Consider the following 22,914-nt stretch of genomic DNA (forward strand, 5'->3'; position numbering starts at 1 on the left):
GCATCCATTTCGGCCTGCCGGAGAACCTTCGCATGCCAGCCCGACATCTGCTCGTCTGCTGTTTTCTCATTTCCTGGGCGCTTGCCATTCCGGGCAATGCTCAGCCGCGGGCGGCCAAAGCAGTCGATTACGATTCGCTTCCTTGGTCCTTTCGGCCGCTCGTCAAACCGGCTGTTCCGACGGTCAAAGATCAGGCTTGGCCGCGAACGAATGCGGATCGATTCGTCCTCGCGCGTCTCGAGAAGAAAGGGATCAAGCCGAACGCCGATGCCGATCGGCGAACGTTGCTGCGGCGGTTGTCGTTCGATCTGACGGGCTTGCCGCCGACGCAGCGCGAGCTCGCCGAATTTGTTGATGACAACGCGAGTGACGATGTCGCGCTGGCCCGCGCCGCTGATCGCTATTTGAAATCGGCCCACTTCGGCGAACGCTGGGGCCGGCATTGGCTCGACATTGCTCGCTATGCCGACAGCACCGGCCGAGCTTGGAACGCACCGTTCACCTATGCCTGGCGGTATCGCGATTGGGTGATCGATGCCCTCAATCGCGACTTGCCCTACGATCAGTTCATCACGCAGCAACTGGCCGGCGATCTGTTGCCTGCGAAAACCGCGCAGCAGCGGCGCGAGCAACTCATCGCGACGGGCTTTCTCGCGATTGGCGCGCACGATCTGCAGAACTTGAGTTATGAGCAGTTTCGCTTTGATGTGATCGACGATCAGATCGATGCCACGACGCGGGCCATTCTCGGCTTGAGTGTCAGTTGTGCTCGTTGTCACGATCACAAGTACGACCCGATCAAGATGCGCGACTACTACGCGCTGGCCGGTGTTTTTCAAAGTTTGGACCTGCGCCCTGGCGTGGCTCATCAGCGCGAGAGTGGCGGCGAAGGCTATTTGCATCCGAGCAACCTCCTCGCGCTACCGAGCAGCGATGCGGAAGTGGCGCGAGTCCTATCTGTGTCATTGCCGGCCGGCATTCATTCGATGAGCGACTATCAGGATGAATGGCGAACCGGCTTGCGCGATATTCGCTTTACCACGGCGAGTAACGTTGCCATGGGCGTGACTGCCGCAGAACCGCGCGACTGTGCGATTCGCGTGCGCGGCGAACCGCAGGACATTGGCGATGATGTCCGCCGTGGCGATTGGCAGCTCCCTGGTTTGCCGCGCGGACCGCAGGTCGCGGCAAGCTCCGGCGGCCGACTCGAGCTCGCTCGCTGGCTGACGGCAGCGAATCAACCACTCACGCCGCGGGTGATGGCCAACCGCGTGTGGCAACATTTGTTCGGTGTGGGCATCGTGCGGACCGTCGATGATTTTGGAATGAATTCCGAAGAGCCGACGCATCCCGAATTGCTCGATCATCTGGCCGTGGAATTGCGCGACAACGGTTGGTCGCTGAAGCAACTAATCCGCGGCCTGGTGCTGAGTCGGGCGTATCGCCTCAGCAGTGTTCATCAACCTTCGGCTGCCGAGGCCGACGGTTCCAATTCACTTTATTGGCGGATGAATCTGCGGCGACTCGAGATCGAACCGCTCCGTGATTCGCTGTTGGAGATTGCCGGACGATTGGAACTCGATCCACCGGCGGGAATTCAAATCGCCGGCATCGGCGGCAAGAGTCCGCAGTCGCAGGTGCGTAGTTTGTTGCCGTTTTCGTCAAACTATCGCAGCGCCTATCTGCCGGTGATTCGCGCGAAGTTGCCGGAAGAACTCACAACCTTCGATTTTCCCGATCCATGCTTGCTGCAAGGTCAGCGCGAAGTGACCACTGTCGCGCCGCAAGCGCTGTTCTTTCTCAACAGCGACTTTGTCGTCGAGTGTGCCCACGACACAGCACGGCGAATGCTTGATTTGAATCTCAAGGATGAGCAAGCGCACATCGATTGGATTTATCGCCGTTGTTTTGCCCGACCGGCAACGGCGGCGGAAGAAAAAGCGGCGCTCAAGCTCGTGCATGAGTTGCAACCGAGTGCCCGCGATGCGGAAACCTATCGCTGGACCGCGCTGATCCAGGCGTTGTTTGCCACGGCGGAATTTCGGTATTTGCGTTAAACGTAGGAACTCGACATGTGGAACCGACGTCAATTGCTGCAAGCCTCTGCGACTGGTTTTGGTTGGCTGGCGTTCAGCGCTTTGCACGCGCAAGAGAACACGAAGTATCGCAGTCCACTCGCGCCGAAGCCGCAGCATTTTCCCGCCAAGGCCAAACGAGTGATTTTCTTCTTCATGGCGGGCGGGCCGAGTCACGTCGATACGTTTGACTGGAAGCCGGAGCTCGCGAAGGCAGGACCGGGTGGCAAAAGCAAATACCTGGCGCCGGTTTTCAAGTTCAATCGCAGCGGTCAGAGCGGCCTGCCGATCAGCGAGATCTTTCCGCACCTGGCCAAGCACGCCGATCGACTGTGCCTGCTCAACGGCATGCACACTGCCGTCGCCGGTCATCAGCAGGCGACTGTCGCTGTGCATACAGGCAATCCAAGCTTCGTGCGGCCGTCGTTCGGTTCGTGGATCACATACGGCCTCGGCAGCATCGCCGACGATCTGCCCGGTTTTGTCACGATCAATCCGCTCGGCGACCAAGGCGGCGCGCAAAACTACGGCAGCGCATTCCTGCCGGCCGCGCATCAAGGAACGCGACTGGGCACTGGTTCACGCGGCGTGCCGAACGTCGCCAACCGGCACCTCACGGCCGGCGATCAGCGTAAGCAACTGGATTTTTTGGCAGAGACCAACCGGAGATTACTCGCCGAAAATCCGACCGATCCCGCGATCGCGGGTTTGATCGAGTCGTATGAGCTGGCCTACAAGATGCAAACCAGCGTGCCGGAAACGCTCGACCTGAATCGCGAATCCGCCGCCACTCGCGCGCTCTACGGCCTTGATGATGCGGCGACATCTTCGTTCGGCGAGCAATGCCTCACCGCGCGGCGACTCGCCGAGAAGGGCGTGCGGTTCATTCAGCTGACGAGTCAGGGTTGGGATCAGCACAATAACTTGCGCGAAGCGCACGGCCGCAATGCGACGGCCATCGACAAACCGATTGCCGGACTCATCAGCGACTTGTCCCAGCGTGGCATGCTCGACGAAACGCTACTGATCTGGGGCGGCGAATTCGGCCGTACGCCGCGCGATGATAAAGGGGACGGCAACGGCCGCGGCCACGCCAACCGCGGCTACAGCATGTGGCTCTGTGGCGGCGGCGTGAAGGGCGGCCTCCGCTACGGAGCCACCGATGAGATGGGCGATGCCGCCATCGAAGGCCGGATGGGAACGCACGATCTGCACGCGACCATCCTGCACTTGCTCGGCCTCGATCATGAAGCACTCACGTTCAAATACGCCGGCTGCGACTTTCGGTTGACAGATACGAGTGGGGAAGTAGCGAAAGGGGTGATTGCGTGATTCATGCCCGACGCTGCCAGCGTCGGGATGTATCATGAAGTCTATGAACGCACACTCGTACGAACTGACAAAGAATCACGAGGGTTTCGTATCCATCTGGGTCGGCATCGTGCCGCTAGCCGAGATTCCCGAAGAATACTTCATGAAACGCTACGACGATGGAACGGAAGTAGACGATGATGACGAGGACCTTGAGCCAAATTTTATCGACGACTTTTCAGTCCTCTATGACGAAGATCGCGTTGACTACAATTGTTGTGTGGAAGAATTCGTGTCAGTGGAGAGGCTGATTGGTGAGTGTTCCCACTCCACGTCGTATTTGAAGCCCGCCTGCGAAAGTGCGAAGAAACTCGGCTTGGAAACTACGCAGAACGTGATTCTCCTCCACGATTTCAATTACGCCTTGAACCCATTGCATTTGAAGAAGAACAAGTACATGCACTTCATCGGCAGTTTTCCGTTTGACTCGGATGCCGAAATTGCATTCCAGTCCGGCGCGAAGTAGCAGTGGTTAGGTTGGAAACGGATTCCGTTCTGCAAATCCCTTCTGATGCCAGTACGGATACGCCGGCGTGGTCGTCGAGGCGGCGTCGAGTTGCTTCACCTGTTCGGCAGTGAGATTCCAGCCGATCGCGCCGAGGTTTTGGCGGAGCTGTTCTTCGTTCCGCGCGCCGACGATCACCGTGGAGACGGTCCCCGCGACTAAGCGACCAAAGGTAGCCCAGCGATGATCTGAGCCACGCAAGCCACTGCGCTGACGAAAGCCGCGTACAGTTTGTGACGTAATTCCAGTCGGGAAAAACACAGCACTAAAAGCGTCGCCAGCGGGGCGATGGGAATCAGCACGATCGAGTAAATGCCCACCCCATATACAAATTGGCCGTATCCGAGCGGAACGCCAACCCGATCCCAATACGCGGCCAGGCCGGTCAATGCGATTGCCAAGAGCTGCGCGTAAATAATCCCGCGAATTGCCATCATCGAGACCTATGTTGGAAACGGATTCCGCTCCGCAAACCCCTTCTGATGCCAGTACGGATACGCCGGCGTGGTTGCCGAGGCGGCGTCGAGTTGCTTCACCTGTTCGGCAGTGAGGTTCCAACCAATCGCGCCGAGGTTTTGGCGGAGCTGTTCTTCGTTTCGCGCGCCGACGATGACGGTGGAGACGGTCGGACGCTGCAGCAGCCAGTTGAGGGCGATTTGCGGCACGGTTTTGCCGGTTTCCTTGGCGATCGCGTCGATGGCATCGACAACGTTGAAGACGTGCTCATCGGGAACCGGCGGGCCGATGTCGCGGACCAGTTTGCTTTGCAGGCGACTTTGATCGGGCAACGGCTGACCGCGGCGGATCTTGCCGGTGAGGCGGCCCCAGCCGAGCGGGCTCCACACGACCGCACCGACCTTTTGATCGACGGCGAGGGGCATGAGTTCGAGTTCGTAGTCGCGGCCGACGAGCGAGTAATAGGCTTGGTGAGCGACGTAGCGCGACCAGCCGAACTTGTCGCTGGTGGCGAGCGACTTCATCAGGTGCCAGCCCGAAAAATTCGAGCAGCCGATGTAGCGAATCTTGCCGCAGCGAACGAGCCCTTGGAGCGTGCTGAGCGTTTCTTCGACCGGTGTGACCGCATCGAAACCGTGCAGTTGATAGAGGTCGATGTAGTCAGTCTTCAGCCGTCGCAAACTGGCATCGACGCTCTTCAGCAAATGGAAGCGCGATGAGCCAACGTCGTTCGGGCCATCCGCGGCGCGAAAGGTTGCCTTCGTCGAGATCAGCACTTTGTCGCGCCGGCCCTTGATCGATTCGCCGAGAATTTCTTCGGCCATGCCGTGCGAATAGATGTCGGCCGAGTCGAACATGTTCAGGCCGGCTTCGAGACAGATGTCGACCAGCCGCGTGGCTTCGGCGACGTCGCTCGCGCCCCACGCCTTGAAGAGTTCACCGCCGCCGCCGAACGTTCCCGTGCCGAAACTGAGTGCGGGGACTTTCAGGCCCGAACCGCCGAGTTGCCGATACTCCATGGCTGCTGCTCCGTGATGCTGATGTGCTGAAGTGGAATCAGCACGTCAGTATCTCACTGAGCTTCCCGCGCTGGCAATGCGGCAGCCGCAACGGCGGCGGGTACTTCTGGCCCGGGCGAGGGAGTGGCCTCGATGGCCTGGTAGTAACCGAGATTGGCTTCGAGCTGCGCCGGCGCCGCGGCAAACGGCGTGGCGCGATGCTCGCCGTTCGCGGTTTGCTCGACTTGATCATTCGTCAGCAGCTCGATCAGATCATCGTTCACCGGCAGCGGAGCCGTTTCGGCAACTTCGCCCGACCAGGTGTGTTCTGCGGCTGGCAACTCCAGACGACGAAGTGACAGCCGATCGGTTTGCGTGGCGATATCGCGAATGCGGAGAGCTTCGTGATTGGCTGCATTCGCTGGCGTGGCCTTGCGCTTGGTCCGCTTGAGCAGCTCTTCGGAGTTGAGTTCGATCAGGTCTTTGTCTTCGTCTGTGTCGCGTTGTTCCAGGTTTGTCGCGTTGTCTGTTGTCTGACGCGGCAGAACTTGCGACTCTTCTTCGCGCTGCTCGCGCTCTTTGGTGGGCGAGGCCGTCGGAGTTTCGCTGTCGCTGCTTTCCGACGAGTCGGTATCGCGCGGCGTTACCAAGCCCACCGCGAGGCCGGAGAGAATCGATAGCGAGTTCCGTTCGGCATTGAACGAACTCGGCGCGCGGTTGACCACGTTCGCGGTTGGTGGTGGTGCTGGAGGCGCCACAATGCGGTTGTCGAGATCACTCGACGGCGAAGCGAGCGCCGAGACAAACGAAGTCGGCGGCGACTGAACGGACGACTGCGCAAAGGAAGACTGGGCCTGCGGAGCATGCACCAGCGGTTCAAAATAAGTCGGCTGCGAAACGGCCGGCGCTGGAGGAACGGTCACGACGAAGATCGTGACTGTCGCAGTAACTTGATAATTGGAACTGCTGTAATCAATCGCGTCGTAGCCAGCCGATGAGTTCTGCTGGGGGAACTGCGCCTCACCGCGGAAATCATTGCGCGGGCCGCGATCGTTATTGACGGCGAAATCGCGCGAGGACATTTCCATGCGCGGCCCGCGAGAAAAATCGCGAGACAAATCACTCGCGCGATCGTACTCCGTCTCGTGCATCATGCCCTGCGGCATGCCGGCGGAGGCGAGGAGCGCGCGGGACTCAAGCTGTTCGAAGGAACCCAGGCGATGGGTTTTGCGCGGTTGCTTGTTCATGTCAGTTCCCTGCAGGTTAGGGCGTCAGGTGAGCTGCAGCCGTGGTTTCGACGGCGGCAGCGCCTGGCAGATCCATCTTTTGCTTCGTCGTCGCCAGCAAGGCTCGATGCTTGCTCAGCAGCGTTTCGATCCTTTCCGAATCAGGAGCCAGCTCGTGAGCTCGCTCCTGAAATTGGACGGCGGCAGTCAATTTCTCGACCGCAGCCGCATGATCGCCACGTTGCGATAGCGCGACACCCCAGTTACTGAGTGTACTGCCGTGGTTGCTGAGGAGCGAGACGTCGTGCGGTTGGCTTGCTAGCAGTTGAGTCTGCAAATCGGCTGCTTGCGCGAAGCTCGCAGCAGCCGCGACATCTTTTTGCCGCGTGAGGACCAGGCCCAAGTTGTTGCAACTAATTGCGAGTTCGCGTTTGAGCGAAACCTGCGCGGGAGCGCGGGCGACAATCGCGGTTTGAATTTCAATGGCCTGCCGATAAGCGGCCGTGGCGGCTGGGAGTTGCTGCGAACGAGAAAGTGTCGCGGCCAGATTGTGATGCGTCAGCGCGAGTTCGCGTAGCGATTCGATCGTGCCGGCGGTCGCGCTCGCGGTTTGGAGTTGAATCGCCCGCTCGTACAAGCGAATCGCTCGGGTCGGCTCCTGCGGTGCTAACACACCGGCCAGATTGCTCAGAGCGGCAGCCAACTTCGGTTGATATTGCGAATCGGCGGTCACGAGACTCGACCAAGCATCGACCGAACTTTGAAAAGCCGTAGCCGCCGCGGCGGTATTCTCAGCATCCTGTTGCACGAGCCCCAGATTGCTATACGACTTGGCGAGTTCGGCCGCGTACGTAGCGTTGTTTGGCGAAGCCGTGTGCAGCGCGTGTTGCGTGCGGATCGCCTGGTCTAACTGATCTTTCGCCTCGGGGAATTTATCCGACCGCCGCAGCGCGAGGGCGAGATTGTTTTGGGCGACGGCCAAGCGCTGCCGCGACTCGGGAGTTGCCTCGCGCGCAGACAACTGCTGCAGAAACCCCACGGCTTCTTGATGCGCGGCGAGCGCTTCCTGGGCTGTTCCCACTTCGTCGAGCAACGACGCCAGGCGGCCGTAAGTGATCGCGAGTTGCGTTTGCAGCGCGGGATCATTCTGGCTATCGGCGATGAACCGCCGGTAATAGTTGCAGGCCGAGAGGAGCAAGTCGCGGCGAACTTCCTCGGCGCCGGCGATTTGCGCAAGGCGTTCAGAAAGTTGCCGGCCGAAGCGATCGAGCATGTCGCGAGCTTCGCTGGCCGATTCTTGCGAACGGGCCAGATTTTGATTGGCCCGCTGAGTTTCGCGCAGCACGAGCGCCGAGCCGATGGTAAGGCCCACGACCAGCAACACGAGCAAGCTCATCGCCATGGCTACCGCCCGACCGTGACGAGCAATCCAGCGCGAAGCGCGTTCGACCACCGACGGCGCGCGAGCCGCCGTTGGTTCGCCAGCCAAGAACCGCTGTAGATCGGCGGCGAAATCGGCGGCCGTGGCGTAACGATCGTCGCGTTGGCGACTCATCGCCTTGTGAATGATGTTGGCCAGGTCGGCGGGAATCTCTGGCCGCAGTTGCCGCAGCGGCGTGGGATCGTGCGCTTCGATTTGCCGCAGCAACGTCGCCGATTGATCTTCGCGATAAGCCGGAGCCAGGCCGGCGAGTTCGTAGAGTGTGACGCCGAGCGAATAGACATCGGTCCGATGATCGACGAGTGAACCTTGCGCTTGTTCCGGGCTCATGTAGCGGAGCGTGCCGACAAGATCGCCGGTGCGCGTGAGCGAAACTTCGCGCTGCACGCGGGCCAGGCCGAAGTCGGTGACCCACAGTTTGTTGGGCTCGCCAGTCCCGCCCACCGCAGAACCAGTTGGCTCAACCATCAAGTTCGAAGGCTTGATGTCGCGATGGACGATGCCGTACTCGTGCGCCGCGTGTAGCGCTTCGGCCGCTTGCCTGCCGAGGCGGGCGACATTTTCGAAGTGCTCGCGCGGCAACTGCCGATTGCGTTTGGCAAATCGCGATTCGTTTTGTTCTTCGATCCAGCGATCGAGCGATTGGCCATTCACCAATTGCATCGCGTAGTAATGCACGCCGCGTTCGACTCCGATGGCAAACACCGGCACGATGTGAGCGTGATGCAATTGTGCGGCGGCTTGCGCTTCGTGCTTGAAGCGGGCAATCTGCCGAGAATCGAGCACCGATGCAAACGGGAGGATCTTGATGGCGACGCGGCGGTCGAGTGAAATCTGCCGCGCTTCATACACGACGCCCATTCCGCCGCGGCCCAGTTCGCCGAGCAGTTCAAAATCACCGATTCGCTTTTCGGTGTCGTCGTCGCGTTCTTCATTGACCTGCGAGTGATCGGCCGCCTGGCCAAAGCCGGCTGCCATCTCGTGCAGATCGGTCAGGCTGTGGAAATATTTTTTTAGCACCTCGGCCAGGTCGGGATGTTCGGCGAGCAACTTGTGCTGCGCGAGCGGCGTGCCGACCTCGAGCGACATCAGCCAGCGATCGAGCACATCGGTCAGCCGCAGCTGTTGCTCGTCGGTCAGTTCATTGACCGGCGCCAACGACTGATCGACCGACCAGAGGGACGACGACATCAATGTGCCCGACGCAGACGACGCCAATGAGGAGCCCGATTTCATTCGTGGTCCTCGTAGCTGTGGCGGAACTGTTCGATCGCGCGCAACCAGAGCATGCGGACCGCGCCCGATTTTCGTTCCATTCGCTCGGCGACTTCCTCGAACGACAAGCCTTGCAGATTGCGAAGGACGATCACCTCGCGATAGTCAGGCCGTAGCTTGGCTAATTGGTCGGCGATCTCGACCGCTCGTTCGCGAGCGTGAACCGGAGCGCTCGGCGAATGAACTCGATCGGCCAGGCACGCGCCGAGGCGCATCGCGCTGCGATCGAGCGCCTGGCCGACGTCGTCGAGCGAGACTTCGCGCCGCAGATCGCGCCGGCCGGCTTTGATGTGCGTTTCGTAAGCGTGATGCAGGCAGTTGATCAGAATCTGCCGCAGCCAGGCGAGAAGTTCTCGTTCGCTGCCACCGCGGAACTGAGCGAAGTCGCGATACGCGCCGAGCAGCGCATCCTGCACGAGATCGCTGGGACTGAGCCGCCGCCGCAAACGGGCATCGAGCTGGGCCGTGGCGAGGATCGTGAGATAGTTGCGATACAGCTGCAACAGTTGGCCGACTTCGGAGCCGCCCGCTGGTGAACTCGCGGCGGCAGCCTGTCGCGCCGCGGTGAGCAATTGCTGCGGATTCACGCCGCTGGAATCGGAGCTGGAAGTAGACGACGAGACCGGTGGAGGTGCGATGGTAGACAAGCGCTGATCCCTCAAATTCACGCCGCACTAGCCCGCACGGCGGCCCCTTCATTGTAATGAGAGGCGCGTCTTCGGCCAGCAAACTGCGGGTTGCCGTGAGGCATTCCGAACGGAAAATTCATTGACGAGATAGCAGTGCAACGCCGGCAAAGATGGTTTATTGCAGGGCTAGCAAAGAAAAGTGGATCATTACAGTTCAGCAAGCCGAACGCCCGCCGCTACCGTATCGTGCCATTCATCACGGCCCGCGCCATGGTCGCAGCCGCGGCTTCGCTGGTGCTGGAATGAACATAGAACGAGCGATCCTTGCCTGAGGAGCGGAACCAACGCTTCTCATAAACCTGGCCGAGCGTCGGCAAGCGCAAGAACTGTCCGACATCGGCCACACGCTCGCCGTCTCTCGGCCCGCCCAGGCACAGGATCGGGCCGTTGGCGAGCACGAGTTCGCCCTCGAAGCCAAAAGACATGCTCGGTATTTTTTGCTGCGCCTCGAAGAGCGTTTTGCGAAACGCCACCGACAGGCCGTACAGGGCTTGGTCTTTGTCCGAGAGGCTCACTTCGTCAGTGCCTTGAATGGTGTCGCCAGTCATCGCGAAGGTATAGGCGATCACTTGGCCTTCGACTTCACTGGCGAGCCTGACAACGACTACGGAGTCGCCATCCAGTCGGATCGACAACACGGCCGCGCCGGCGGACGTCATGTATTCCACGATCGGCGTCAGTTGCAGATCGATGCCGAGGTTGCCACACGACTTGTGAGAGACGGACTCCACGTATTCAGAAAGTTCACTGCCGAAGTCATCGGCCTTACGCAACGAATCGAGCGAGATCTCGAGGCCATCGCTCGTTACTTCATCTCCCTTGCGATGCAAAGCAAGTTTGAAAGTGTGCGATTCGCTATCAAGACTGAAGTGGAGACTATCAGCTTCGCCCAGCTGAAGTAGCGCCAACAGTTGAGTCAGGTCCATACGATTCAGTGCCTGTGGCTGCGAGTACGCGGGCTGCGTGCACGCAGGCTGGAATCCGTTCAGCAAAAAAAGAGTCCACCATTGTAGCGGTTTGCGCTGCGGTGTCGTTTGGACTAGACGTGATCGCTCGCGCACCGCTATGTTGCGCGACTCCAAGGCAAGGTTCGGCCAGGCAAGGGGCTTCGGTCCATCAGGCCCGAACACGTTTCTTTCACGCCTTTGGAGAATCTGTTTTATGTCGATCAACGTCACGTTTGACGATGGCCAGCCCTCGCAAGATTTTGACAATCTCGAATCGGCCAAAGCTGGATTGCAAGAGAAATGGCCACGCGTCGTATTCGCCTGGGAATGGCGTTCGACGGGCGGTCCCGATAGCAAGATTTGGCGCGATGCAGAGCTGGATTTTCTGGGAGCCAGCAATGCTCGGTTGGGCGTGATTGCCAACCGCAGCAACGACCCGCCAGGTTCGCACGCCATGATTCTGGATCGTCGCAACCGAGTGTGATTGCGATTCGGTAACGCCCTCGATTCGTCGAGGGCGTGTTGTTTTGTGAACTCACCGCAGGCTCAGTTTTTCGCCTGCACTACCGAATCCACGGTTGCACGCCGGGCAGGGCATAGCGCGGTTGCTGGGCCGGTTGCAGCTGAGCATGCTCCAGCAGAATGCGGCGGACTTCGAGGATGCTGAGCGGATAGCGATGCACATCGGTGTGGCCGGCGGGGACGATTTTTTCGGAAGCGGCGCCGGCTAGCATCGCACTTTTTTTGCTGACCACACCGTCCCCTTCTTCGCTGAGGTAACCGACCCAGGTGTTCTTGGGAACGACGCCGATCACGGTGTGATATTGCACGTTCGGCGCGGCTTGAGCAGCGTTGAGCGCGCCGAAGATCGGGCAATCGGGAGCGAGCGAGTCGATCGATGTGGTCATCGTCAGCAACTCGGTGTTCTTGAAACCGTTCGGGTTTTCGTGGATTAGCTTGTTCGTGAACTCGGTCATCATTTTCGGCAGCTTGATAAAAGTCCGGCCGAAATAGCGCGTGGCATCATCGGCAAAGTCACTGCCGTGGTGCGGCGTGCCGAGCGTGATCACACGACGAACCGAAGGATTGGGATGGAAGTAAAAGCACTTCGCCAGCCTGCTCCGTTCTTCTTCGCTGGCGCTGATCTGCTCGATCGGCACCTTGCCCAGCAGATTCCAAAAATGATCGCCGCTCTCGATGGTTTGCATCCGCGACACCAGGCCGCCCATGCTGTGGCCGACGAGCACCATTTGATCGAGGTTCGGATTCTGGCCGAGAGGATCGAGATCGGCGCGCAGCTTCGCGAGCGAATCGCGCATTTGCGAAGCACTCAACCAGAACGGCTGACCGGTCGGATATTGAAAGAACCAGAACTGATACTTCTGCCGAATCTCGGGGAAGGCTCGCAGATCGTTGAGCATTTCCATCCAGGTAATGGGACTCGACCACAAGCCGTGCACCATCACGACGGGAATCCGCGTGGGGTCGTAGGGCTCAACCATGAACAGCCCTTTGAAGCCCTTGGTTGTGCCGGGGTCAAACAGCGCGAGCGTGGCCGTCTCGGTTTCCTGGAACTGCGGATCGTCGAGGAAGAACGCGAGCGGCGTGGTGATATCGGCTTCGAGCGGCACGAGGCGGTTGCAAACTTCGACGTTCGTCGACAGCAATGGATCGTAGAGCTCGAGCACGCAACGATGGACGTTGGCGTTGTCGGGCGACGTATCGGGCTCGACTCGCATGAACGCCGTCGCCGCGAAGCTCAAGCCTGGCGGGTAGTACTTTTCGGCCGGCGAATCTCCCACGTTGCGACGCCGCACCGCGATCAGCGGCACTCCCAGGCCGAAACTGTGATGGTGGTTCGTCAGACCGCTGGAAATCTCATACGTGCTGACAAACTCGAGCGTCGACAGATCATCGGCTTTCCACGGACCCTTGAGCGCGATCTCGAGGTGATATTCCTTCTTGCCCGTTTTGATGATCGTCTTGACGCCCGGCTTGAGCTGCTCGGCTTTGCTCACGATGCGGAGAGCGGCTTCGAGGGCTTCGTTGTAAATGTCGCAGGCGCGGCGGAACTCAGGATCGTACGGATTGCGAAAACGATCGAGCCCTGGATCGAACAGATACCAATAGGCGTGCGCGACCGCAGCGCCGTGCAGATCGAGAGCTTCTTTCGGTTTGTTTTGCAGCTCGAGCTGTTTGCCTTCGAGATAGGCCAGCTCAGCGTAGGCGTAGATCTTGTCCGCCGTGGGTTCGCGGGCCAGTTCTTTTTGAAAACTGGCCAGGGCGATCAGCGGTTCGTCTTGCACCTGCTCGACGAGGTTATATCGCCGCAGCAGCAGCTCGGTTCGGCCGGTCGGCTTGGGGCCGGTGTGCGCGAGGAGCTGCAACGTGCCTGTCAGCGGATTGTGAGGCCGTTCGCGAACCGTCACATAGCGATGCCGAGCGCAGCCGGAGTTGCTGAGCGCGCAGGCCAGCGCAACGCAAGTTGCCAGTAGCAACCAGCGCGACGAACCACGTCGCTCGGCGGCAGTATTCAAAAATCTTCCCTCGGGATGCGCGCAGACCTTCGGCGCAGGGGTAATTAGGGAAGACGTCAGCGAGCGTCAAGAGCGGATTTTGCGTGGCGCAGTGCTAGCAACTACTGGCCGACTTCGCCGACGCACCAAACCGAGTCTTTGGTGCGAAGAATCAGATCTTTTCCCGCGATGGCCGGGCTCGCCATGAAGCCGCCGGGGATCTTGTTTTCGGCCAGCGATTCAAAAGTCTCGCCTGGCTTCAGGACGTGGCAGGTTCCTTCTTCGGCAAAGAAATAGAGCTTGCCGTCGGCGTAGATTGGCGAAGACATGAAGAGCCCACCCAACCGTTTTTGAAACTTCACATCGCCCGATTCGGCATCGACGCAAGTGATGATCCCCTGCTCGTTGCCCATGTAGAGCATGCCATCGATCAAGATCGGCGAGGCATAGCGCGGATAACCCTTGGCGAGCTTCCACAACACATGCGAACCCGTCACATCGCCGCGGCCGCCGAGCTTCATCGCAAACAAATGAATGCCGCCGTCGGCAGTGCCGATAAAGGCAGTGTCCTTGAGAACCACCGGACGGCACGAAGCATTCATGCCGCCGCTCTTCACTTGCCACAACTCTTTGCCGGTGCGCGGATCGTAGGCCGCGGTGGAGCCGGCGCTGGGACTGACCAACTCTTCTTGTCCGTTTACCTTCACGACTCGCGGCGTGGCATAGGCCTTCATCACGTCGCCGTTATCGGTGCCGTAATTGAAATTGCGATCCGTCTTCCAAACCGTTTCGCCGGTCGTTTTATTCAGGGCGATGGTGTACTGCACATCAAAGCCATCGAACGTGAGGATTAGCAAATCTTCCCAAATAATGGGCGACGAGCCGGCACCGCGATGGTGGTTGCACTCCAGGTCGTTCCGCTTCCACAAAATCTTGCCGCTCGTGGTATCGAGACAAGCAGTTCCATGCACGCCGAAGTGAACATACAAGCGATCCTGCTCGATGAACGGAGTCGCCGAGGCGTAGCTGTTGCGGTCGTGACAGAATTGCGGCTTTTCGACTTCAAACAGTTTGACGTCGTGAACGACCTTGCCGGTGTTGCGATCGAGACAAATGGCAAAGAGTTCCTTGCCGTCTGGCGGCGCGGTTGTAAGCCAAATCTGATCGTTCCAGACCACTGGCGAGGACCAGGCCTTGCCGCGGATCGGCGTTTTCCACTTGACGTTTTCCGTCTCGCTCCAGCTCACCGGCAAACCAGTGGCCGACGAAGTTCCATCCGCATTCGGGCCGCGATATTGATTCCACTGCTCGGCAGCCAGAGCAGGCAGGGCGCAAGCGAGCGTCAGGAAAAGTGCGAACGGAGAAGTGCGCATGACAAACAACCAGGCGGGAGGTGGGAGGCGTGCAACCCCTCCAATGTCGCACGGCGGTGCGGAAATATCCAGTGGCGCGCCTCCTCCGAACAATTCTAGCTGCACGCGCAGGAATGGCTTTTATCACTGCCGCCATGGCAGCTAAGATGAGGCTGAAAGGAAGTTCATCCATGTCTACTGTTTCAGCCAGCAGCGAGAACGCGATTTGGGCGCGAGTCATCCATCCCGAAGACGGTGAGGTACCTGTCGCCGCCGCCGAATATTTTCTTTCTTTGCAGTTCGAGAAAAACGATTTGATTCGCATGCATGAATTGACAGAGAAAAATCAAGCTGGCGAATTGACGGCTGAAGAAGAAGGCGAATTACGCCGCTTTCGACACGTGGGCTTGCAAATCGATTTGTTGCGATCCAAAGGACGACTGGCGCTGCGTGAAGCAAAATGACAGTTCCCAGCGTGCTCGCTAGATTGGTGCGAGATCGCGCCGGCTCGCGATGTGAGTATTGCCAGTTTCCACAAGCGTTCTCGTCGATCCCGTTCGAAATCGACCACGTGATTGCTCGTAAGCACCACGGACTGACTGAAGCGGAAAATCTCGCTCTTTCGTGTTTCTTCTGCAATAGTGCGAAAGGACCGAATATTGCGGGCGTTGATCCCGAGAGTGGAGCCATCGTCCCTCTGTACCATCCTCGGCGAGAGAGTTGGTCGGTTCATTTTCGCTGGAAAGGCGCAGAATTAATCGGACTGACTCCCGCAGGTCGCGCGACAATCGACGTGTTGTCTATTAACGAGCCGAATTTTCTGATCCTTCGTGAATCGCTACTCGCCGAAGGTCAGACGTTCACAGCGGCTGACCCACCATGATTAAGACAGGTTGCCGAAATCAAAGATGAACCTACCAATCCCAACAACCAACAAGCCGCCCTACGAACTCGTCGATTTCGCGAGCATTCCGCCCGTCGCGTGTCCCTGCGGACAAGCTCGCCGCGGGCTAGCCGAGGTGGAGGACTATCCGGGGACGATTCACGTCACCGAGATCTCCGTCAACGCCAAGCTGCACTACCATCGCCGGCTGACCGAGACGTATTACTTTCTAGAATGCGGACCCGATGCGCAGATGCAGCTGAACGACGAGATTCGCGCGGTGCAGCCGGGCACGTGCATCATGATCCGGCCCGGTACGCGACACCGGGCGCTCGGCAAGATGAAAGTTCTGATCGTCGTCTATCCAAAGTTTGATCCAGAAGACGAATGGTTCGACTAACAGATCGGAACCACAGCGGGGCCTAAATAATCTCGCCCGCTTCGATGAACAGATCGGCGAAGCGCTTGAACTTGCGGCCTTCCCAACCCTTCTTGTGATAGGCATAGCCGGCGATCAACGGCAGCGCGACCGTCGCTTCGCTGTAGACCATCTGTTCCCACGTCGTATCGACCTTACCCCAGCTGCTCGCTTCTTTCAGCGTGCTGCTGCTGAGAGCACCGTCGCGCACGTCGGCGATAGTGATTTGCACGGCGTATTTGTGCATCGCGGGATACTCGTGCTCACCGCCGTGTTCTTCCTGCAGCAGAATGTCGGCCGCGACCACGATGTCTTGCGCGTAGTTCTTCGGCACACCGCCGCCGATCATGAACAGGCCCGTGGTCGGGTTGTTCATCTTGATCTGCGTCAGTTCGTAGAAGTCCATCGCGCTGTCGAACGAGATCGGCTGCTTGCCGTACTTCAGACGCTGGTGAATGTGCGCCACGATACCGAGCCCTGCCGAGCAGTCGGAAAACGCCGGGCAGAAAATCGGCACGCCGCACTGATAGGCAGCACCGATGATCGAATCGGTCTTGGCATTCGTCTCGAGGTATTCGCCCATCTTGTTGAGGAAGAACCGCGAGGTGTAAGCGCCCGGCGGCAAGCCGTCGGCGATCTTGCGGGTCGTCTCGTCGCAAATCCGCAGCTCTTCTTCGTCGATCAGCGTGTCATAAATCCGGTCGATGCCGTGATCGCGCAGGATGTGATCATCCATGCCGGCCTTCAGCCGCTCTTCGGCGATGTAATGCTTAAAGCCGAGCGCTTCGAAGAAATCCTGATCGACCATGTTGGCCCCGGTGCTGACGATGGCATCGACCATCTTGTTCCGCACCAGATCGATAATGATCTGCTTTAGCCCTGCGCTGATCAGCGAACCGGCGAGGCACAGAATCACGCCGCAGTCGTGATCGCGCAACATGCGGTCGTAAATACTCGCAGCGCGGCTCAAGTCGCGAGCGCTGAAAGCCATGGCTTGCATCGCGTCGACCAGCGGCACGACATTGTGCTGCTTGATGTCGATGTGTTCGATGGTTTTTTGCAAAAGGTCTTGCTTGGAAGGATTCCAGGACATGGTTCAATGAACCTTTCAAGATTGCTGCGGCGTTTTTTGTAAGCGAGCCGTCAGCGAATTTCAGAATGTTACGCAGTCGCCTCAGAAGTTCCCGGCAGGATCTGCGTACAGGCGAAAATTGTAGCGCTCTGCGCCACTAAGTGAAGAGGCAGGCGCGAAGAATTCACGGACTTGCTGCCAGCAAGTTGCGAACGGTCGGCCACCAGCTTTCGGCTACCCATCCAGATCGCCATACGGTGTCGCAATTTCGACCGGACAAACCAGCTTGCATGTCGCCAGAAAATCAGCCGCGATTCGTCAAAGGAGCAGCTGCGTCGCAAAAGAAGTAGTCGTATTCCCGCAAGCGACTATCGAGCCACGATCTCATCGTAGTTTGACGCTCTAGATTGTCTTCAAGGATCGCGATTTTCATTCGCTGGCTTTACTGCGGTTGCGCCAGGTCCCACTTCAGCCGCCTCGCGATCGAGTTGCAAGGGCTGTCTGGTTCCTTCAATGACTTCTACCACGACGGTCCGAAGTCGCTCGTAGGTTGGCTCTGCTCGAAACACTTTCATGATTTCGTGTTTTCCATTTTGCGTCTTAAGTAGTAAAAACGCCTTATCGGACTCCTTGAAATGCCCCTCTTCAACTAAACCGGCATCCACCTCGGGCCAATTCCTTAGGCTCACGTAGTATTTTTCGTTGACATCGTCCGACACACCAAAACTAAACCTGATTCCCGCATCTTTCAGGTCAAAGTATTCACCAGCAATCACATGCTTGCGTCCCACGGAAAATTCGTCTCGGGCGAAAGAACTGTCCCTGAATTTTCCTGCTCGGTGAAACTCACGAAGTCGATCGATGTGAGTGGCTGCCAAGGTTGGTTGGCGTGCTTGGGTGGCTAATACGATTAGTTGTCCTTCCACGACAGGATCTTCCGGATCTAGTTTCTGTAGTTCGAGGGACTCGCGATAGGCCTTCTCGTACCTTTGCTGGCTAGCGAAGCCAGAGACGAGGAATTGGTGCAGTACTTTCTTATGCTGGGGATGCGTGTTCATCGCGGAACGTACAATTCGCTCCCACTCATCATATTTGCCGGCGTCGAAAAGAATGCTCGCTTGGAACCCCGCAAAGAACATCACTGCCCCGGAATCATCCGGCGCGAGCCTGAGCACCTCGCGCGCCTGCGAAAGAGCTTCTTCGGTTTCATCCTGATAACGTAAGCAGATGCAAAGATCCACCCTAGCAGCCTTTTGCTTCGGATCCAGCTCCAAGGATCGGCGGAGTGCCTTGATCGCCTCAGAATACTCCTTGGCGTCAGAGTGAAACCTACCCTTCAGCGCATGCATGGCCGCATTGTTCGGCTCTAGCTGCACTGCTCGTTTCAGATGGACTTCGGCGGTCTCGACTTCATTCAATTGCATCTGCAGCTGTGCCAGCGCAAAGTGAGATTGGGCATCATCGGGTTGTTGCTTGATTTGGTCTTCGCAATTCTTCACCGCTTCGCGCAGGTATTTGTCAGCCACATTTTTTTGGCCTGATTCCCTAAGGGTCTTAGCTTCCTTGACGATCCTGGCCGCGATGATCCCGGCATCGTCGGCCGCATCTGCGGGCGAGTTGATGAAAAACCCGCACAGCAAAAGAAGTGTCCAACGCCATTTCGCGAGTGTGATATCCATACCCACCTCAACGACTCGTAATGTCCCAGTAGCGCGACCGTATCGTACTGCTATTGAGGTATGGCGATAAAGATGAAGTTAAGTGAGTTCTCTGAATTCTGGCGAATTCAGCTACTTTGCATGCTAGCAGCATACTACAAATAGATCGCAAACCACTCTTCAATCCGCTCCTCCGCAATCGGCGGCACCGCGTGGCCTTGGCGGTGGTTCCATTGGCCGAAAGTGACGCGCGGACCATACAGGCGATAGACCGGAAGGGCCGCTGCGATGAATGGCCAGCCGCGGTCGCCGTCGGCACTTTCGCCGCCGATGAGCAGGAACGGCCGCGGTGCGCAGAGGGCGAGCAGTTCGTGCTGGTCGCGCGCGAAGCCCGGCTCGTCGATGGCCGGGCCGAGGTACCAGGGCGCGTTCCAATTCGAAAAGCGAACGCCGATGCCTCCTTCGCTGCTGACGGTGGCTTTGATCCGCTCGTCGAAGGCCGCGAGATAGAGCACCTCTTTGGCGCCCAGCGAATGGCCCACCGCGCCGAGTCGCTGCGGATCGACGCCATCGAGTTGGGCGAGAATATCGACGGCGACGAGAGAGTCGTACAGCATCTTGGCCATGCCCAAGCTGTTCGGCACGCGGGCCAGATACTTCGCGGTTTCTTCCTTGGCTTGCAGCTTGTCGTTCGTCGGCCAAGCAAAGCAGCGCGGCGACAACACGATCCGCCCTTGCTTGGCGAACTTCAAACCGAAGGCTTTCTGCGGATCGGGACCCAGGCCGGCGGGCTGACGAATGGAGTGATCGACCGTCGAGTGAAAACAAACCACACCTGGCGCCTGGCCCGTGAGTTTCTCCGGCCGGCAAAGATAGGCTTCGGTCTTCAAGCCCGGTTCGACTTCGTATTCCACACGCTGCCGAATCACGCCGTCGATTTTGTCTTCCTCGAGCACCTTCAGCGCCGGCGGTTTGGCGGGATTGCGCTCGGCGGGCATCTTGCCAAGAAACTTCGTCCACCAGGCGAGGATTTCCGCGCGGCGGGGTTTCCAGGCTTCGACCGTTTCGATCCGCTTGCCGGCGGCATCGACGAGCAGGTCCGACAACGTCGGCGCGTTCGTCGGCAACTTTTCGGGTCGTTGCTGAATCTCCTTCAACCAGGGAACATCTTTTTCCGCAGCCCGCACGTTAGAAGTCAAACAAGCGGCTGCAACCGCCGCCGTCGCGCCAAAAAATTCTCGCCGTTGCATTGCTGTTCTCCTGTTGGCCTGCTGGAAGGAAAAGCCGGACAAGCCTCCCGAACCGCTCGACCTCGCGGGCAGCGCAAGTGTGATAGTCGCGTGGCGGGTTCGCAAGAGTCAGCCGCAGAAGTAATCGCGGGTATCGACTAGAATGAAATTGCTTGCGAAGTACCGACAAACAGGCAACCCGAGTCGCGACATGTCATCTCCGTTTCCAGGAATGAATCCCTATCTGGAGCAGAAAGACGTCTGGCAGGATTTTCACAACCGCTGCCTGACGCACATCGCCGATGCGCTCTCACTGCGGACCGGTGGCGGTTATGTGGTCAAGCTAGAGACGCGTCTCGTGCTCGAAGAGATCGATTCGCACGAGCGAGCGTTCATTGGTCGGGCCGATGTGGGAATCAGTGGTGGGCCGAGCGGCGTGGCGTTGGCTGAGCCGCAAGCCGCCACGCAACCGTTGCAATTGCCACTGCCGGAGTTTGATGTCAGCCAGCATCACTTTGTCGAAATTACCGATCGCGACCGCCGCGTCGTCACGGTCATCGAACTGCTGAGTCCAGCCAATAAAGAAGCTGGAAGTGATCGCGAAGGTTACACGGCTAAGCGTTTGAATATCATGCGTAGCAAAACGCACTTTGTGGAAATCGATCTGCGGCGCGGAGGCAAACGGCCATCACCGCCAGAGATTCCACCAGCCGATTACTACGTCCTCGTGTCGCGGTTTGAAGATCGGCCTCGCACCTGCGACTGCTGGCCGTTCGGTCTGCGAGATCCGATTCCCCTGGTCCCCATTCCGCTGTCGCGGCCCGATGCCGACATTGTTCTCAACCTGCAAGAAATTCTCCTGCAGACCTACAACGCCGCAGGTTACGCACGATATATCTATCGTGGTGAGCCAGAGCCTCCCTTGGCGCCACGCGACGCGCAATGGGCGCAGGAATTAGTCCAACAAATCTCCGGCTGAGCGAACTACTCTCTCGAACCGAACGTATTGGCAGCATGACAGACCTGCGCCGCTATCAAATTGTCATTGGCTTGACCTTATTGGCACTGACCGGTTGTCCGCAACCGGCTCCGCCACCGCCGAGTCCCTCTGGCACTGTGGAGACTCCGCTGCGGGTGATGGTTGTCGACGATCCGCCGCTCGCGGCTGCCTTGGCCCGCGAATGGCTGGCGCATACCGAGAAAAAAATCGATCTGGTCGAAGTGACCACCGCCAAAGCTGCCGCTGCCGAGCAGTTGCCGGTTGATGTGGTTATTTGTCCGCCGAAGCTTCTCGGTCAGTTTGCCACGCGCGATCTGCTGTTGCCGTTGGAAGAGAGTGCGCTGACCGATCCGGCCTACGAGCGTGATGAAATCCTCCCCGCGCTGAAGGATGTCGAAACAACCTGGGGCCGGCGCACCGTCGCCGTGCCGCTTGGTTCGCCGCAACTCGCCTTGTGGTATCGCGCCGACTTGCTCCCTGCCGGCACGCAACCGCCGCGCACTTGGGAAGAGTATGCAGCGCTAGTTGAGAAGTTTGAAAAGGAGCCAGGCGAGTTGAAGCAGATCACTGCCGAGCCGCTGGCCGATGGTTGGGCGGCCCGACTGCTGCTCGCGCGCGCGGCTGCCGGGGCGCTTCATCGCGATCAACTCTCGCCGCTGTGGAATCTCGAAACCATGGAGCCGCTCATCGCCAATCCGCCGTTTGTCCGCGCGCTCGAACAACTGGCCAAAGACAATCGCGGCGCTGGCGAACGGAAACTCCTCTCGCCGGTTGAGTGCTATGAGAAGTTCCAAGCCGGCGAATGCCTTTTCGCCCTCGGCTGGCCGGGCCAATCCGTCGATGGCAAATCAACGACGCTGGCCGATAAGCAATACGGCGTGACACAACTCCCCGGTTCGCGCGAGATGTTTCAACCAACGTCCGCCAAATGGGAAGGAGTCGAAAACTCCGAGACAATTCACGTGCCGTTCCTCAGTGCGAGCGGTCGAGTGGCGGCAGTGACGCGGGCCAGTGCCCAACCGAAAATCGCCACGCAGTTCATCCTCTGGCTGAGCGGCCCAACGGTGAGCGGTCGCGCTGCTGCCGAAAGTCGCGCCACCACGGTCTTTCGCAAGTCGCACTTGCTCGGCAGTTGGCAAGCACCCGCCGAACTTCGCCAACCCCTCACGATGTATGGTGAAGTTCTCTTCGCGCAGCCGCTCGCTGGTCGGCGGTTTGCTCTGCCGCGCATTCCTGGCAGCGACGAGTATCTGGCCGCCCTCGATCGCGCGGTGCTGGCGACGGTGAAAGAAGAGAAGCCCGCGCAGGAAGCCTTGCAAACCGCGGCCAAAGAATGGCAGGCCATCACGGCTGCCCGCGGCTTGGCGAAACAACAGCGAACCTTACGCAGCAGCTTGGGGCTCGGCGACTGATTTGGCTGGCGGCAGCGTGGCGACCAACTGTTCTAGCGGTACGCGCACCATCGGCACGGGCATCACAAAGTTCGACGCCCATTCGAGCCGCATCTGCGAGCAGCGTTTGAGATGAAACTGCCGCGGCTCTTCGCGACTCAGGCACAGGGCCATCAGCCGCTCGCCCTTAATCATCCGCACCGGGCTCACCACCCGCCGCGAAACCACCCCCTTCGAATCCATGTAGTTGAAAACCAAAACCAGTTCATCGGCTTGTCGCAGGGCTCGGTTAATCAAGGCTTGCATGGCTGTCTCGCAATCGAAAGGCGGTCAGTGGCTCGTCTCCCGTATTCTCGAAACCGCGCGGACAACTTAGGTCCGACGTCGAACGATTTTTCAATTTTCGATTTCT

General features: G+C 58.9%; 22 protein-coding genes. 9 read left to right on the forward strand and 13 right to left on the reverse strand.

The window, feature by feature from the left end; translation table 11 throughout:
- Positions 1-32: 32 nt before the first annotated feature.
- The 3 genes from M9Q49_RS30190 to M9Q49_RS30200 are packed head-to-tail and all read left to right on the forward strand — an operon-like array spanning position 33 to position 3,912.
- Positions 33-2,057 carry a DUF1549 and DUF1553 domain-containing protein gene (locus M9Q49_RS30190; RefSeq protein WP_254513023.1) on the forward strand — a complete coding sequence of 675 codons (2,025 nt, stop codon included), beginning with the start codon at positions 33-35 and terminating at the stop codon, positions 2,055-2,057.
- A 15-nt stretch (positions 2,058-2,072) separates the two neighbouring features.
- Positions 2,073-3,407 (forward strand): DUF1501 domain-containing protein, encoded by a 1,335-nt coding sequence (locus M9Q49_RS30195; RefSeq protein WP_254513024.1) that lies wholly within the window; start codon positions 2,073-2,075, stop codon positions 3,405-3,407.
- Positions 3,408-3,450: 43 nt separating this feature from the next.
- Positions 3,451-3,912, forward strand: coding sequence for an immunity 22 family protein (locus M9Q49_RS30200; RefSeq protein WP_261365397.1), 462 nt, complete (start codon positions 3,451-3,453; stop codon positions 3,910-3,912).
- Positions 3,913-3,918: 6 nt separating this feature from the next.
- On the opposite strand, the gene M9Q49_RS30205 is transcribed toward M9Q49_RS30200, so the two are convergent.
- The 7 genes from M9Q49_RS30205 to M9Q49_RS30235 all read right to left on the reverse strand — a co-directional run bounded on the left by M9Q49_RS30205 (position 3,919) and on the right by M9Q49_RS30235 (position 11,214).
- On the reverse strand, positions 3,919-4,089 hold the full coding sequence (locus M9Q49_RS30205) for a hypothetical protein (protein ID WP_254513026.1): 171 nt from the start codon (positions 4,087-4,089) through the stop codon (positions 3,919-3,921).
- A 20-nt stretch (positions 4,090-4,109) separates the two neighbouring features.
- Entirely contained in the window at positions 4,110-4,385 is a 276-nt protein-coding gene (locus M9Q49_RS30210; protein ID WP_254513027.1) for a hypothetical protein, read from the reverse strand.
- A 9-nt stretch (positions 4,386-4,394) separates the two neighbouring features.
- Complete coding sequence (locus M9Q49_RS30215) at positions 4,395-5,426, reverse strand: aldo/keto reductase (RefSeq protein WP_254513028.1); 1,032 nt, start codon at positions 5,424-5,426, stop codon at positions 4,395-4,397.
- Between the two features lie 53 nt (positions 5,427-5,479).
- Positions 5,480-6,652 (reverse strand): hypothetical protein, encoded by a 1,173-nt coding sequence (locus tag M9Q49_RS30220; RefSeq protein WP_254513029.1) that lies wholly within the window; start codon positions 6,650-6,652, stop codon positions 5,480-5,482.
- 16 nt (positions 6,653-6,668) lie between these two features.
- On the reverse strand, positions 6,669-9,263 hold the full coding sequence (locus M9Q49_RS30225; protein WP_254513030.1) for a serine/threonine-protein kinase: 2,595 nt from the start codon (positions 9,261-9,263) through the stop codon (positions 6,669-6,671).
- A gap of 41 nt (positions 9,264-9,304) precedes the next feature.
- The gene (locus M9Q49_RS30230) at positions 9,305-9,919 is read right to left on the reverse strand and encodes a sigma-70 family RNA polymerase sigma factor (RefSeq protein ID WP_254513638.1); all 615 of its coding nucleotides are present in this window, start codon (positions 9,917-9,919) and stop codon (positions 9,305-9,307) included.
- Positions 9,920-10,212: 293 nt separating this feature from the next.
- Positions 10,213-11,214: a hypothetical protein gene (locus tag M9Q49_RS30235; RefSeq protein ID WP_254513031.1), complete on the reverse strand. Its 1,002-nt coding sequence runs from the start codon at positions 11,212-11,214 to the stop codon at positions 10,213-10,215.
- Between M9Q49_RS30235 and M9Q49_RS30240 the strand changes: the two genes are divergently transcribed.
- Entirely contained in the window at positions 11,198-11,467 is a 270-nt protein-coding gene (locus M9Q49_RS30240; RefSeq protein ID WP_254513032.1) for a hypothetical protein, read from the forward strand. The two genes, M9Q49_RS30235 and M9Q49_RS30240, sit on opposite strands and share 17 nt — an antisense overlap.
- Positions 11,468-11,546: 79 nt before the next feature.
- Here M9Q49_RS30240 and M9Q49_RS30245 read toward each other — a convergent pair whose 3' ends face one another.
- Both M9Q49_RS30245 and M9Q49_RS30250 read right to left on the reverse strand, forming a co-directional pair.
- Positions 11,547-13,520: an esterase/lipase family protein gene (locus M9Q49_RS30245; protein WP_254513033.1), complete on the reverse strand. Its 1,974-nt coding sequence runs from the start codon at positions 13,518-13,520 to the stop codon at positions 11,547-11,549.
- 101 nt (positions 13,521-13,621) lie between these two features.
- Positions 13,622-14,872 (reverse strand): PQQ-binding-like beta-propeller repeat protein, encoded by a 1,251-nt coding sequence (locus M9Q49_RS30250; protein ID WP_254513034.1) that lies wholly within the window; start codon positions 14,870-14,872, stop codon positions 13,622-13,624.
- Positions 14,873-15,042: 170 nt separating this feature from the next.
- Here M9Q49_RS30250 and M9Q49_RS30255 point away from each other — a divergent pair, with 170 nt between their 5' ends.
- Genes M9Q49_RS30255 through M9Q49_RS30260 form a run of 3 tightly spaced genes read left to right on the forward strand, consistent with a single transcriptional unit; the run spans position 15,043 to position 16,134 of the window.
- On the forward strand, positions 15,043-15,315 hold the full coding sequence (locus tag M9Q49_RS30255; RefSeq protein WP_254513035.1) for a hypothetical protein: 273 nt from the start codon (positions 15,043-15,045) through the stop codon (positions 15,313-15,315).
- Positions 15,312-15,734 (forward strand): HNH endonuclease, encoded by a 423-nt coding sequence (locus tag M9Q49_RS36255; protein WP_390845292.1) that lies wholly within the window; start codon positions 15,312-15,314, stop codon positions 15,732-15,734. The genes M9Q49_RS30255 and M9Q49_RS36255 overlap by 4 nt, the downstream gene beginning before the upstream one ends.
- Before the next feature lie 25 nt (positions 15,735-15,759).
- A complete protein-coding gene (locus tag M9Q49_RS30260) occupies positions 15,760-16,134 on the forward strand; it encodes a cupin domain-containing protein (protein ID WP_254513036.1) in 375 nt (124 codons plus the stop codon).
- 22 nt (positions 16,135-16,156) lie between these two features.
- On the opposite strand, the gene M9Q49_RS30265 is transcribed toward M9Q49_RS30260, so the two are convergent.
- The 3 genes from M9Q49_RS30265 to M9Q49_RS30275 form a co-directional block, all read right to left on the reverse strand.
- Entirely contained in the window at positions 16,157-17,245 is a 1,089-nt protein-coding gene (locus M9Q49_RS30265; protein WP_254513037.1) for a 1,9-bis(guanidino)-5-aza-nonane synthase, read from the reverse strand.
- Between the two features lie 392 nt (positions 17,246-17,637).
- Positions 17,638-18,903, reverse strand: a complete 1,266-nt coding sequence (locus M9Q49_RS30270) for a tetratricopeptide repeat protein (protein WP_254513038.1) — start codon at positions 18,901-18,903, stop codon at positions 17,638-17,640.
- A 134-nt stretch (positions 18,904-19,037) separates the two neighbouring features.
- Positions 19,038-20,132: a dienelactone hydrolase family protein gene (locus tag M9Q49_RS30275; protein ID WP_254513039.1), complete on the reverse strand. Its 1,095-nt coding sequence runs from the start codon at positions 20,130-20,132 to the stop codon at positions 19,038-19,040.
- A 190-nt stretch (positions 20,133-20,322) separates the two neighbouring features.
- Between M9Q49_RS30275 and M9Q49_RS30280 the strand changes: the two genes are divergently transcribed.
- Together M9Q49_RS30280 and M9Q49_RS30285 are read left to right on the forward strand one after the other, a co-directional pair.
- Positions 20,323-21,090 carry a DUF4058 family protein gene (locus M9Q49_RS30280; protein WP_254513040.1) on the forward strand — a complete coding sequence of 256 codons (768 nt, stop codon included), beginning with the start codon at positions 20,323-20,325 and terminating at the stop codon, positions 21,088-21,090.
- Positions 21,091-21,125: 35 nt separating this feature from the next.
- A complete protein-coding gene (locus tag M9Q49_RS30285; RefSeq protein ID WP_254513041.1) occupies positions 21,126-22,523 on the forward strand; it encodes an ABC transporter substrate-binding protein in 1,398 nt (465 codons plus the stop codon).
- On the opposite strand, the gene M9Q49_RS30290 is transcribed toward M9Q49_RS30285, so the two are convergent.
- Complete coding sequence (locus M9Q49_RS30290) at positions 22,494-22,808, reverse strand: WYL domain-containing protein (RefSeq protein WP_254513042.1); 315 nt, start codon at positions 22,806-22,808, stop codon at positions 22,494-22,496. The genes M9Q49_RS30285 and M9Q49_RS30290 overlap by 30 nt on opposite strands.
- Positions 22,809-22,914 lie beyond the last annotated feature (106 nt).

This window comes from Anatilimnocola floriformis (assembly GCF_024256385.1).
Lineage (GTDB): Bacteria > Planctomycetota > Planctomycetia > Pirellulales > Pirellulaceae > Anatilimnocola > Anatilimnocola floriformis.